The sequence below is a fragment of the Micromonospora sp. NBC_01796 genome (assembly GCF_035917455.1).
In the GTDB taxonomy this organism is placed as follows: Bacteria; Actinomycetota; Actinomycetes; order Mycobacteriales; family Micromonosporaceae; genus Micromonospora_G.
On sequence record NZ_CP109078.1, the window covers coordinates 386,460 to 399,421 of the forward strand.

General features: G+C 72.5%; 11 protein-coding genes. 3 read left to right on the forward strand and 8 right to left on the reverse strand.

All coding sequences use genetic code 11. The features are described 5' to 3' along the window. The first annotated feature begins 26 nt into the window (after positions 1-26). Genes OIE47_RS01810 through wzy form a run of 3 tightly spaced genes read left to right on the forward strand, consistent with a single transcriptional unit; the run spans position 27 to position 3,486 of the window. The gene (locus OIE47_RS01810) at positions 27-800 is read left to right on the forward strand and encodes a class I SAM-dependent methyltransferase (protein ID WP_326559711.1); all 774 of its coding nucleotides are present in this window, start codon (positions 27-29) and stop codon (positions 798-800) included. Continuing rightward, positions 797-2,161 (forward strand): lipopolysaccharide biosynthesis protein, encoded by a 1,365-nt coding sequence (locus tag OIE47_RS01815; RefSeq protein WP_326559712.1) that lies wholly within the window; start codon positions 797-799, stop codon positions 2,159-2,161. The genes OIE47_RS01810 and OIE47_RS01815 overlap by 4 nt, the downstream gene beginning before the upstream one ends. After that, on the forward strand, positions 2,152-3,486 hold the full coding sequence (wzy, locus tag OIE47_RS01820; RefSeq protein WP_326559713.1) for an O-antigen polysaccharide polymerase Wzy: 1,335 nt from the start codon (positions 2,152-2,154) through the stop codon (positions 3,484-3,486). Before OIE47_RS01815 ends, wzy begins: the two co-directional genes overlap by 10 nt. Here wzy and OIE47_RS01825 read toward each other — a convergent pair. The 8 genes from OIE47_RS01825 to OIE47_RS01860 form a co-directional block, all read right to left on the reverse strand. Beyond that, positions 3,483-5,156, reverse strand: a complete 1,674-nt coding sequence (locus tag OIE47_RS01825; RefSeq protein WP_326559714.1) for a hypothetical protein — start codon at positions 5,154-5,156, stop codon at positions 3,483-3,485. The two genes, wzy and OIE47_RS01825, sit on opposite strands and share 4 nt — an antisense overlap. Further along, on the reverse strand, positions 5,153-6,343 hold the full coding sequence (locus tag OIE47_RS01830; RefSeq protein ID WP_326559715.1) for a glycosyltransferase family 4 protein: 1,191 nt from the start codon (positions 6,341-6,343) through the stop codon (positions 5,153-5,155). The genes OIE47_RS01825 and OIE47_RS01830 overlap by 4 nt, the downstream gene beginning before the upstream one ends. Continuing rightward, on the reverse strand, positions 6,340-7,542 hold the full coding sequence (locus OIE47_RS01835) for a glycosyltransferase (protein WP_326559716.1): 1,203 nt from the start codon (positions 7,540-7,542) through the stop codon (positions 6,340-6,342). The genes OIE47_RS01830 and OIE47_RS01835 overlap by 4 nt, the downstream gene beginning before the upstream one ends. After that, the gene (locus OIE47_RS01840; RefSeq protein ID WP_326559717.1) at positions 7,539-8,741 is read right to left on the reverse strand and encodes a glycosyltransferase family 4 protein; all 1,203 of its coding nucleotides are present in this window, start codon (positions 8,739-8,741) and stop codon (positions 7,539-7,541) included. Before OIE47_RS01840 ends, OIE47_RS01835 begins: the two co-directional genes overlap by 4 nt. Before the next feature lie 75 nt (positions 8,742-8,816). Beyond that, positions 8,817-9,455, reverse strand: a complete 639-nt coding sequence (locus OIE47_RS01845; protein WP_326559718.1) for a GNAT family N-acetyltransferase — start codon at positions 9,453-9,455, stop codon at positions 8,817-8,819. After that, positions 9,449-10,666 (reverse strand): hypothetical protein, encoded by a 1,218-nt coding sequence (locus OIE47_RS01850; protein ID WP_326559719.1) that lies wholly within the window; start codon positions 10,664-10,666, stop codon positions 9,449-9,451. Before OIE47_RS01850 ends, OIE47_RS01845 begins: the two co-directional genes overlap by 7 nt. Before the next feature lie 3 nt (positions 10,667-10,669). Then, positions 10,670-11,725 carry a lipid II:glycine glycyltransferase FemX gene (locus OIE47_RS01855; RefSeq protein WP_326559720.1) on the reverse strand — a complete coding sequence of 352 codons (1,056 nt, stop codon included), beginning with the start codon at positions 11,723-11,725 and terminating at the stop codon, positions 10,670-10,672. Next, complete coding sequence (locus OIE47_RS01860; protein ID WP_326559721.1) at positions 11,722-12,918, reverse strand: aminotransferase class I/II-fold pyridoxal phosphate-dependent enzyme; 1,197 nt, start codon at positions 12,916-12,918, stop codon at positions 11,722-11,724. The genes OIE47_RS01855 and OIE47_RS01860 overlap by 4 nt, the downstream gene beginning before the upstream one ends. Positions 12,919-12,962 lie beyond the last annotated feature (44 nt).

Below are 12,962 nucleotides of genomic sequence, written 5' to 3' on the forward strand. Positions count from 1 at the left end.
GGGCGACCCCCGGAAGGGGGACGGCGATGAAGAGTTCGACGGATCTGACCAGCACCGAGTCCTGGGACCAGTTGTGGACGCAACCCAGGTCGGGCGGGGTGGCGAGTCGGGTCAAACAACGACTCAAGGCCACCCGGACCTGGCACCAGTTGCTGGCCGACCTGCTCGACAGCACCGGCCGCGAGGGCCCGGTCGACGTACTCGAACTGGGCTGCGCCCCCGGCAGCATGCTGCTCCAACTGCACCAACTGCGGCCGATGCACACCTACCACGGGATCGACTTCGCGCCCGAGGGCCTGAGCACCGCGCGGCGGCTCCTGCACTCGGCCGGCGTACCGGCGAACCTGCAGCTCGGCGACGTCCGTACGGCCGAACTGCCGCCGGTCGACCTCGTCCTCTCCTTCGGTCTGGTCGAGCACTTCGAGGAGCCCGGCGAGATCATGGCGCACCACCGGCGCTTCCTCCGCCCCGGCGGGGTAGCCGCGGTGACGGTGCCCAACTACGCCCACCCCGCCCTGGTCGCGCTCCTGCGGCGGTTCAGCCCGGAGACCCTGGCCACCCACAATCTGCGGGTGATGTCGGAGGACTCGCTGCGTACGGCGTTCGCGGCGGCCGGTCTGGTCGATATCGTGACCGGGGTGAGCGGCGGACCGACGATGCCGAACTCCCGCGTCCGGCCGGACCTGTCCGGCAGCTCGTACCGGCTCGCCGCCCGGACCTGGAACGCCTGTAGCGGACTGCTGCCGGACGGCTGGCCGTGGTCGGCGAACATCTGGGCCACCGGCGTACAGCCCGGATGATCCTCGACGGCCCCGCGGCCAGTACCGCGACTCCCACCAGCACCGCGACCGCCACCGGCCGTCCCGGTACGGTCGCCGGGCGCTCCGGCGGTCTGCATCGCAGTCGCCATGCCGTCGCCGGGCAGATCAGCTGGAGCCTGCTGGGCATCCTGGTCGCCTCCCTGGCGCAGTGGGTGGTGATCGTCGTCCTGGCCAGGTACGGCAACCCGGCCATGGTCGGCCAGTACGCACTCGGCCTGGCCGTGGCGGCACCGGTCCTCCTGGTCGCCAGCCTCGCCCTGCGGACCGTCCAGGTGACCGACGCGCGCTCGCGTTTCGGCTTCGACGACTACCTGCGGCTGCGCGTCCTCGGCATGGTCGCCGCCACCGTCGTGATCGCGGTCATCGCCGCCTTCGTCGGCTCGGGCGGTGCCCTGGTGGTGGTGCTGGTCGGCGTCGCCAAGGCGTTGGACGGCGTCGGTGACATCTACCTCGGCCTCTTCCAGCGGCACGGACGGATGCGCAGCATCAGCCTCTCGATGATCCTGAACGGGGTCGCCACGGTGCTCGCCGTGACGACGCTGCTCCTGATCACCGGCAGCGTGGCGTGGGCGGTGCTGGGGTCGGTCGCCGGATCCGCGCTCGGCGCGATCGGCTACTGCGTCATCACCGCGCGCCCGCTGCGTCGTGGCGCCGGCCCGGTGCCGGACGACGACACCCGGGCACCGGACGGCCGGCGAGGGGCGGTCGGGCGGCTGGCGAGCCTGGCGGCGCTCGCCCTCCCCCTCGGCATCGCCTCCGGCCTCGCCTCGTTCACCATCAACCTGCCGCGCTACCTGGTCGGCCACGAACTGGGCACGGCCGCGCTGGGCATCTTCGCCGCGATCGGGTACGTCGTACTCGCCGCCAACGCGATCTTCGCGGCGGTCGCCCAGACCATGCTGCCCCGGATGTCCAATCTGTACGCCGACGGCCAGGTCACCGCGCTCACCCGACTCGTCAACCGACTCGTCCTGGCCACGCTGGGCATCGGCGCACTGGTGGTCGGCGCGGCGGCGATGCTCGGGCGACCCGCCCTCGACCTGGTCTACGGCGCCGAGTACGCACGACACGCGTCGGTCCTGACCCTGCTCACCGTGGTCGCCGCGCTCAGCGGGGCGGTGTTCGTCGTGGGCACCGCCCTGTCGGCGCTGCACCGGTTCGGCAACCAGTTCACCGCGAGCGTCGCCACCCTGCTTCTGACCGTGGTCGCCGCGTACGTGCTGATTCCCCGCTACGGGCTCGACGGTGCCGCCTGGACGGTGGTGCTGACGGTGGCCGGTGACGGAACGCTCAAGGCGCTGATGCTGCGCCGTGCCCTGAAAGGACGGCCGTGGACCTGAACAGCACCACGGTGATCTGGGCCTGTGTCGCGGGAGCCGTCGCGGTTCCCGTACTGCTGCTGCTGCGCTCCGGGCGTCGGGACGTGCTGCCGTACCTGGCCGGCTACTTCGCGTTCTTCGGCCTCGGCCCGGCGCTCAACCACGTGCTGGGGCGGGAGATCTACCCCGGCATCGCCATCGACAAGATCGGCGCGGCGTCGTTCGGCCTGTTGCTCGCCTTCCTCGCCATGCTCGTGGTGGGGGTCGTCGTTCCGGTCCGCCGGGGCGCGCTGGACCGGACCCGGATCGACCAACCCGAGCACCGCCTCCCGCTGCTGGTGCCGTTCCTGCTCGCGCTGGCGCTCTACGCGCTGACGATCATGGCACTGCACGGTCCCGCGATGCTCTCCGGGAACAAGCTGGACCGGATCACCCTCGCCGGTCCCTGGCACTACGACTACCTGCTCTTGCAGACCATGGCCTGTTCGCTCTACTTCGCCGCCCGGTCGACCCGGCTCGGCACCATCGCGTACGCGGTGAACGTCGCCTGCTACGTCGGCTACTGCCTGGCCACGAACGAGCGGGACTTCCTGTTCGCGCTGTTCAGCGTTCTGCTGCACGTCCAACTGTTCCGTCGGCGTGCCATGTCGCTGCGGCTGGCCCTGATCGGTGTCGCCGGTGTCGTCCTCGCCACGTTCCTGGCCAGCATCCGCAGCCCCGGTGTCGGGATCGGCACCACCCGGGCCCTGAACGAGGGGACGGTGATGTTCCCGGACACGTACGTGATGAGCCTGGTGCCGCACCAGTTGCCGTTCGCGCACGGCGGGACGTACTGGGACGCGGTCCAGGGTGTCCTGCCCATCGGTCCCCAGTACGCGCTGGCGCAGTGGCTGGTCGACTCGTACGCCCCCGGTTCGCCCGGTGGCTACGGCTTCTCCCTGACCGCCGAGGCGTACCTGAACTTCGGCCTGGTCGGCATCCCCCTCGTCTTCGCCGCGCTGACCGCCGTGCAGCGCTTCCTCGTCAACCGGGCGGTACGCGGTGGCTTCTACACGTACGCCAGCGTCCTGTTCACGGTCACCTGGATGTACAACTTCCGGGGCGAGAGCTTCGCGCTGGTGAAGACCCTGGTGTACGGGGCCGTCCTCTACGGGATCCTGCACCTGTCCGGCAAGGTGCTGCGGACGTACGGACGCGACCGCAAGACGTCGGCGCCGGTCGCCGGATCGGCTGCCGGGATCGGCGCCCGCCCCGGCAGGATCGGTGCCGCCGCCGGCCGGGTCGGGGTGAACCGGCCCGCCGCCGTGCTCGCCCGGACGAGACGGGCACCCAGGGGTGCGTCCTAGTGGAGCACCCGCAGGTCGACCCTGGCATGCGCCGCCCGACCGGAACTCCGCTTCGGTCCGCCGGAGTCCCGCCTCGGCACCGCGAAGGCGAGCAGCACCACCACCGCCAGCGGCACGAACCGGCCGAGCAGGAACACCACGATGTTGTCCAGGTCGCTGCTGAGCACCAGCACGGTCGCGACGCCGAGCGACGGCGCGAGCAGTTTCGGCACCAGGTCCGGTTGGTCGCGGGCGCGCCGGTAGAGCCGCCGGGACCAGCGGACCAGCAGGGCGAGCGGGACGAACGACACCACCGCACCGGCCGCGCCGAAGTTGAGCATCGCCTCGCCGGCGATGCCGTAGATCCGGGTGGCCCACTGGCCGTTGTCCCGGTCGTAGCTGCCCGGCCCGAGCAGGACCTCGGTGCCGATGACGAGCTTGGTGGTCGGGCGTTCCGGCAGCAGCCAACCCGGCACCATCAGGGTGGCCGCCCCGAGGTACGTGACGCCGTACCCCAGGTCGCCCTCGCCGTGGCGCTTGCGTTCGAGCAGTACCGCCTGCATGTCGGCTCGGGCGAGGTCGTTGAGGAGCACTTTCGGCAGGTCCCGCCCTGTTTCCGAGGAGATCTCCTCGATGCTGCGGTCACCGCGTACGACGTCGATGACCTCGACCCCGGCGCTCTTGTAGAGGCCGTAGACGTACATGAACACGACGAAGATCAGGCCACAGACCAGCAGGGCCTTGCGGGAGATGGTGAAGACGATCAGGTGGACCAGGATCAGGGCGAGCAACATCGGCCAGACGGTGTTGCTCCGGCTGCCCCGCAGGCCACCGACCATGAACTGGACCAGGGCCAGGCCGATCAGCAGCCACACCACCAGGGAACGGCGGCGGGCCAGCACCTCCCGCCACCGGACGAGGACCAGGGCGAATCCGATCAGCGGGAAGGACTCGGCGAGCATCAGCAGCCAGCCCATCCCGCTGAGCGCGTCACGACCCTGGGTCATCACGGCGAGGAATCCGCTCAGGCCGCCGAACACCACGATCTCGAACCCGAACGCCAGCACCCCGGCCGCCACGGCCAGCGACCCGATCAGGTAGAACCGGGACACGTTGAGCTGGGGACCCCAGGCCGTGTGCCGGCCCCGGACCGGAAGGGACAGCAGCCACCGGTAGATCAGCAGCCCGACCAGGTTGAGAATCGCCATCGCACCGAGCGCGTCGCGCCACTCGGTCGGCGGGTTGACGAACAGTCCCCAGTGGTCGAGCGTCACGTGCAGGATCGGGGCCAGGTAGAAGAAGTGCAGCCCGAGCAGGCCGAGCAGGGCCTGCGGGTCGAAGATGTCGAGCCGGCGACGGGCGCAGGCGACCACGTCCAGGGCGATCAGCACACCGCAGCCGGTGACCGGGACGACGAACCAGTGCTGCATCCGGTCGTCGAGGATCACCAGCACCAGGCTGACCGCGCACACCAGCCCGCCGGCGAGCGCCCAGGTCACGGTGTCCGGGCCGGTTCGGCCCGACCGTCGGCCCCGGCCCGTGGGACGGCTCCGGCCCGCCCACCCGGTCCGGTCCGCCGAGGGTGGGGCATCGACGGTACGGGCCGGGCCGTCGACGGTGAAGATGTCCTCGCCGTCGCCGTCGGAGGTGTCGTCGTTCTGCCCGGTCGGGCCGATCCGCGCGGACCTCATCGGCGGCCGACCGTCCAGAGCGTCCGCCACTGGGTGACGGCGTTGGCCAGCAGGAACGGGGACGAGTGCAGGCTCCGGCGGATCTCCTCCCGGGCGACCGGGCCGAGCTGGATCTGGGCCACCGTCGCGTCCGCCCACCTGTACGGGCCGTCGGCGAGCGGCAGCAGCGCGAGTCCGCGTACGCGGGGTTCGACCTCGCGCAGGCACGGCAGGTCGGTGGCGACCACCGGAACCCCGGCGGCCAGCGCCTCCAGCACCACGCCCGGCAGCCCCTCCCGCCGCGAGGGCAGCAGCAGCACGTCGGTCGCGGCGAGTACCGAGGCGATCTCGTCGGTCTCACCGGCGAGCACGACCAGGGGATCGTCGACGATCTCCGGGTACGCCCGGATCAGGTCGCCGGGGCCGCCCGGGCCGACGACGAACAGCCGGGCATCCGGCCACCGGGCGCGTACGGCCCGGTGCACCTCGATCAGGAACGGTCGGTTCTTCTCCGGGGCCGAGCGCCCCAGGTACGCCAGCACCGGCACGTCCGTCGGCAACCGCCAGCGGGCTCTGGCCGCCGCCCGTTCCCAGCCCCGTACCCGGGCCGGGTCGACGCTGTTGTAGAGCACCCGGTAGCGGTCGTCCCCGGTCGGCGGGCCGGCGAGGGCGAGTGCCGCCGTGGTCACGCCCACCACGTCGGTGGCGACCCGACGCAGCAGCCGACGCAGCAGGGCGCGCCGGACCCGGCGGTAACGGGTGTCCGCCCGGCCGTCGCCCTCGCTCCAGAACCTGGCGATCCGTACCGGCACCCCGGCGAGGCGGGCCACCAGCAGGATCACCGCGCTGGTGAGGCTGACGTGCGAGACGACCACGTCGGGGCGGATCAGCCGCAGGCACCGCCACAGCCTCGGCCCGAACGTGCGCAGCGGGATGACCGGGCACTGGGCCACCTCGGCTCCGGCGGCCCGGAAGTCGTCGGCCAGGGTGCCTTCGCGCCCGTTGAGGGTGATGAAGGTCTGTTGTACGTCGTCCGGCGGGATCGCGCGGCAGATGTCCAGCGACACCGTTTCCGCCCCGCCCCGGTCCAGCCAGCCGATCACGTGCGCCACCCGTACGGTCGGGTCGGACACGGTCGGGCGTGGACGCTGCCGCTGCCGGACCGGTCTGCCGCCGCGCCGGGTCTGCTCCGCTCTGGAACTCGTCACGCGCGACCACCCACCGGTGTCCGGCTCGCGGTCGCGTCCCGTACACCTCGGTAGAAGAGGTCCCGGCGGGGGCGCAGCGAGGCGTGCGAGTAGTCCCGGGCCCGGTTCAGGTTGCGGGCCGAGGCGGCGCCGAGCCGTCCGGGCTGGGTGAGGAAACGACGGATCGCCTCGGCGAGGGCGGCCGGGTCGTCGGGGGGCACCAGGTCGACGTCGGCGAGCAGTTCGGGAATGCCGCCGACGGTGGTGCCGACCGCCGGCAGGCCCCGCGCCATCGCCTCGATCAACGCCCGGGGCAGCCCCTCGGTACGCGACGGCACGACCACCAGGTCCGCCGCGTCGAGGTGGGCGCGGACCGCCGCACCGGCCGGTACGGTCCCGACGAAGGTGACCCGGTCGGCCACCCCCAGTCGCCCGGCGAGCTGTTCGAGACGTGGCCGGAACCGCCCGTCGCCGAGGTGCACCAGGCGGGGGGCGACGCCGGTCCCGGCGAGCCGGGCGAGCGCCTCGATCACCGTGTCGATGCCCTTGTAGAGCTGGTCCAGCGAGCCGACCGAGATCAGGGTTCCCGGATCCGGCGGCTGTTCGACCTGCCGGGGGCCGGACACGAACGCGTCCTCGGGCAGGTCCACGCTGGAGTACGCGGTGCTGACCGCACCGGGCCGGCTCGGGTACCGGGACTGGAGGTGGCGCTCGGTGACGTACGCGACCGCGCCGGCGGACCGGCACAGGTGGCGCAACCGGGTGGTCCCCCACTGGCGCAGGAACGGCCGCAGTGGGTGGTCCACCACACCGGGGGCGAACACGTCGTACGGGTCACCGACGACCTCGATCGCGTACGGCAGCCGCTGCCGCTCCCGCCACCCGGCCAGGATCGAACCGGTCGGCGACGGTACGCGCAGGATCACCGCGTCGGTGGGCTGGGCGGCGGCGCGGACCGCCTCCCGGATCGACCGCCACCGGGACAGGTACTGGCGGGGGCCGACGTAGTGCGGGACCGGCCAGAGTTCGACCCCCGGACCGTCGACCCGGTGCGCGTCGGCGGGCGGTTCCTCGACGTGCCGGAGCCGGGCCACCACCCGTACGGTGTCGAACGCCGCGAGGTAGCGGCTGAAGAACGGGTACGCGGGACCGTCCGGGGTCCAGACCGAGCCGTCCGGCGTACGGGAGAACCGGGTCTCGGTCGTCACCACCACCCTCATCGCGACCGCACCCCGTTCGCGGTCCGCTCCACGATGTCCGCGATCATCTCGGCCGCCGGTCGGTGGTCGAAGAACTTGACCATCCGTTCGCGGGCGGCGTCACCCCGACGGGTGAGCACCCCGGCGTCGAACTCCCGGTACGCGGCCCCCAGCGCCGCCTCCAGCGGACCGGCCCGCCCCGCCGGGACCACCCACCCGCTGGCCTCGTCGACCACCTCGGGCAGCCCACCGGCGTCGCTGACGATGCTCGGCAGGCTCATCGCGCCCGCCTCGACCGGTGCGCCGTGCCCCTCGGACAGGGACGGGCTGACGCTCAGGTCGGACGCGTTGTAGTACGGCCGCACCTCGGTCACCGACTCGATCCAGGTGATGCTCGGGTCGGCGTCGGTGCCGAACCGGCGGACCAGTTCCCGGCGGTGGGTCTCCCCGGTGGCGGAGAACCCGCCCCCGATCAGCAGCAGGTGGGCGCGGGGGTGCCGGGCCTGGAACGCCTGCCACGCGGGGAGCAGGATGTCGTGGCCCTTGATCCCCCGCCCGTGGTACGTCAGCCGCTTGGGTGCGTACACGTAGGCGACCATGACCACGACGAAGGCGTTCTCGGCGATCCCCAGCTCGGCCCGGATCTTGGCCCGCAGTTCGGCCGCGGTCGGCCCCTGCTCGGCGACGAAACGCTCCCGGCTGAAGTGGTCGGTGTCGATGCCGGGGGTGGTCGACGGTCGGCGCTCCGGCGGGGCGCCGAGGGCGCCGTACTGGCGGGAGGTGTAGTCGGTGCCGCAGATGATGACGTCGTCCGCGCGCCAGAGCCAGCGTTCGACCGTACGGATGAGCCGGGATTCGAGGAACAGCGGGCCGACGACCACGTGCACCCGGCCCAGCCGGAGCCCGACCGAGGTGAACCGGGCCGCGAGGGCGGACGCGTACAGGTGGTACTTGAGGATGTCGAGGCGCAGGTCGCGCAGCAGCCGGCGGAGGCGCCACAGCCCGCGCAGGGTCGCCAGGTTGGGCCGGAAGCGGAAGTCGAACGGCGACTCGACCACCTCGAAACCGCGCCGGAGCAGTTCCGCCGGCAGTGGCCCGGTGCCCGGTGGCAGCACCACCATCACCTGGTGGCCACGGCGGCGCAGTTCCTCCACCTGGGGCAGGATCCATCGGCCGCTCTGCCGGTGTTTGTACAGGATGGCTACGCGCAGTCCTGCCACTGTCGGTCCTCTCCGGAACGAGGGTCGGAAACGGGGACGGGGTGGAGGGTCGGGGACGGGAGGACGGTCGGGCGGTCAGGTACGGGCGGCCGGGTCGAGGTGTCGGGCCGGTTTGGTGGGGCTCGGTTGGGACGGCAGTGGCGGGGTCGGGCCGCAGGCCCGGTCGACGTACTCCGGGGCGTCCGGGAGGGCGTCGAACTCCGGCCGGAGGATCGCCACCCGGGTCAGGTCGTGCCAGCGGCCCCGGCGGAAGACCGCCTCCCGGTCGCGCCCCTCGACCTGCCAACCGCACCGCCGGACGTACGCGCCGAAGCTGGCGGCGTTGAAGTCGAGAATGGTGCTGTGCAACCGGCGCAGCCCGACGTCGTAGAAGCTCCAGGCCATCGTCAGCATGATCGAGTCGCTGCCGGCGCCCTTCGGTGTCGCACCGGGCATCAGCTTGACCGCGGTGAGCGCGGACCGGTTGTGCCAGTCGATCTCCCACAGCCCGGTCAGACCGACCGGTCCGCCGGTGGCCAGGTCGACCACGGTGAGCCGGCGGTTGCGGGGGTCGTGGGAGGCGCCCTGGAACCAGTCCCGTTGGGCGTCGCGCGCCACCGGCCAGTCCCAGCCCACCACGTTGCCCCGGACCTGCGGCGCGTTCGCCAGGTCGGTGAGGAAGTCGAGGTCGTCGGCCTGCATCGGGCGCAGTCCGACCAGTCGGCCGGTCAGCATGGTTCTCCTCTTCCCCTACCGTTCGGTGCGGTTCCCCCGCTGCTCGGGACGGTTCCGCCGCTGCTCGGGACGCCGTCGCCGCCGGTACGGACCGGGTTCGCCGCGGTTGTCGGGTGGATCTCGCGTACCAGTTCGGCCACCTGGGCCAGGTCGGAGCCGGTGCACCGGTAGTCGGTGTGCAGGAAGAGCATCCGGCGGGAGAAGCTGACCCGGTCGTCCATGGTCAACTCGACCGGTGCCCGGTCCTCGGGTGCGGGATCGGGGCCGAGCCGCCAGAGCACCGCCGGGTAGACCCGACGGTCGATCAGCGCGTGCCGGACCGCCTCGCGTCGCCGGTGCGAGTCGAACTCCAGCACCACCCCGAGGGTGTGCGCGCGGGCGCGCAGCCCGGACAGCCCGGACAGTCCGGCGGCGAGCAGGGCGGCGTTCTCGATCCGACGGCGGCGGAGCCGGTCGGTCGGCAGCACCCGCAGCATCTGGCGGGAGAACTCCGAGATGCCACTGATCCCGCTGTCCCGGAACAGGTCCTCGCCGGCCGCGTACCGGGCCAGGTACTGCTGCTTGTCCACCGGACCGCCGCTCAGGTAGGCCGCCTTGAGGTACATGGCGGACAGGACCCGGTCGACCAGGCCGAGGTGGCGGGCGGTCGGCGGGCCGGCGGGCGGGACCGGGCGACCGGTGTCCGACCAGAGCGCCCCGCCGTCGGGCACCGGCAACGTCTTGCGCAGGGAGGCGAAGACGTAGTCGGCGCGTACCGAGGCGAGCCAGGGGGCGCGGGGGTCGTGGGTCGCGTCGACGACCAGGGTCGCCCCGGACGTCGCCGGCACCACCGGTGGCGCGCCGAAGTACGACACCGCCACCACCGCGTCGGTCGGCGCGGCGACCGGGGGCACCCCACCGGTCGGCCCGACCGGATAGCGCCGGACCGGCAGTACGTCGGCCACCTCGTCCACCACGTCGGCGCAGTAGTACGCGGGCAGGTGCAGCGCGGTCCAGCCGTACTCGCGCCGGCCGAACTCGACCAGGGCGCGCAGTGCCTGGCGGCCGGAGCCGAACAGTTCGCCGTACTGGGGGGTGGCGGACGGCGGGTCGGGGTGTCCGGGCGTACGGGCCCAGTCCGGCTCGGCCGGCAGGTGCAGCGGGAAGCTGGAACCGACCTCCCAGCGCTGCCCGAGCAGGGCGGGACCGTGTTCGCGGTGATCGTCGGCCATCGGTCAGCTCCGACCCAGCCGGTAGCCGGGGAAGTAACCCGACCGGCGCAGCTCGTCGACGTCGCGGCCGAGCGTACGGGCGTGCTCGGTGAGCAGGCCCGCGTAGCGCCGCTCGTCCAGCACCACCGCACCGGTCCAGAACTGGGTACGTCGACCGCCGAAGGAGCGTTTGAACTGGAACAGCCCGTCGTCGGGGCGTACCCCGCCGCCGAGGTGGACCAGGGCGCAGCCGTTCTCCGCGGCCCATTCCAGGATGGTCCAGAGCAGCAGGTTGTTGGCGCCGTCGCGGACGGTACGCGGGTCGGAGCCGGCGAGGTGGTAGTGCGCCCGGTCGCGGTGGCGCAGGACGAGGGCGGAGGCGACCACGGCTCCGCCGGGTTCGCGTACCTCGGCGATCAGCAGTGCCTTGCCGAGGCCGTCGACCAGTTTGCGGTAGTACTCCTGGGCGAAGAGGTATCCGGGGGCGCTGCCGACCCGGAGCATCGTCTGCTCGTACAGCCGGCGGAAGGGTGAGCCGGCAACCACGTCGTCGGGGTCGGCGGCCCGGATGGTGCCGCCGAGGCCGGCGTTGCGGGCCTTGCGGATCGCGGTACGCGACCGTCCCTCCATCCCGGCCCAGATCGCGGTGCTGCCCTGGTTGACCGGGACGGTGATGGTGTCCGCGCGGCGGGTCAGCTCGATCACGCCCAGCCGCTGTACGGCGACGACCGAGGCGAGGTCCAGCGGGGAGAACCGGAGGAAAAGGGTGACCATTCCGGTGTCCCGCCAGTGGTCGAGCGCCCCGCGCCAGAATCCGGCGAGTTCGGTCGAGGCGCAGTCGGTTTCGACGTGGATCCCCGAGTAGCCGTACGGGCTGACCGCGTCGGACGTGGTCGGATCGAGCCGGCGGACCACGTACGGAAGCAGGATCCGGTCCGCCCGGTGGGCGAGTTGCCAGGTGCCGGGTTCGGTGCTGGCCGCGGCCGTGCCGTAGCCGGCGGTGAAGTAGACGTCCGGGCAGTCCGCCCCGAGCAGGGGTCCGGCGGTGTCGGCGTCGACCACCGCCAGGTCCGTGTTCACCGGTCGGCCAGGAACTGCTCGATGGCGTGGAAGACCCTGCCTGTCTGGGTCTCGTCCAGCGCGGACCCGCTGGGCAGGGTGAGCCCGTCCTCGAAGAGGCGCTGGGCGGCACCGGTGAGGACCGCGCGGGCCTGGCCGAAGATCGGTTGCAGGTGCATGGGTTTCCACACCGGCCGGCTCTCGATGTCCTGGGCGGCGAGGTGGGCGCCGAGTTGCCCGGCCCGCCACCCGGCCCGGTCGGGATCGACGACGATGGTGGTGAGCCAGCAGTTCGCGCCGCGTGCGCCGGCACCGTCGGCGGTGATCCGGACCCCGGCCGGGATGCCGTCGCCGCCGGGTCCGCTCTCGTCACCCTCACCGAGCAGTCGTACGCCGGGCACGGCGGCGAACAGTTTCGCGTACCGTTCCCGCAGTTCTCGGCGGCGGGCGAGCATCTCGTCCAACCGGCTGAGCTGGGCCCGGCCGAGGGCGGCGAGCAGGTTGCTGAGCCGGTAGTTGTAGCCGATGTCCTGGTGTTCGTAGTGCGGGACGGGTTGCCGGGCCTGGGTGGCCAGGTGACGGCTGCGGGCGATGATCCCGGCGTCGTCGGAGACGAGCATCCCGCCACCCGAGGTGGTGATGATCTTGTTTCCGTTGAAGGAGAACGCGGTGACCCGGCCGAACGACCCGGCCGCCCGGCCCCGGTACGTGGCCCCCAGCGACTCGGCCGCGTCCACCAGCACCGGGACCCGGGCGGCGGCACAGACGGGCAGGAGTTCGTCGTAGTCGGCGCAGGCGCCGAACATGTCCACCGGCACCACCGCGGCGACCCGCCGGCCCTCGGCACGCAGCCGGTGCAGCAGGTCGGCCAGCAGGTCGACGTCGATATTGCCGGTGGCCGGTTCACAGTCGACGAAGACCGGTTCCGCGCCGGTGTAGACCACCGCGTTGGCGGTGGCGACGAAGGTCAGCGTGGGCACCACCACCACCTGACCCGGACCGGCGCCGAGGGCGAGCAGGGCGAGGTGCAGGGCGGCGGTGCCGGAGCTGACCGCGACCGCGTATGCGGCACCGACCCGCTCGGCGACCTCGCGTTCGAACGCGTCCACCTCGGGGCCGACCGGCGCCACCCAGCCGGAGCGCAACGCCCGGACCAGGTACGACTCTTCGAGCGGCCCGACATCGGGCGGGGACAGGTACACCCGGCCGGTCATCGTGCTGGCGTCGGGTCGGGGACGGCGCGACGCCGCCCGGAGTT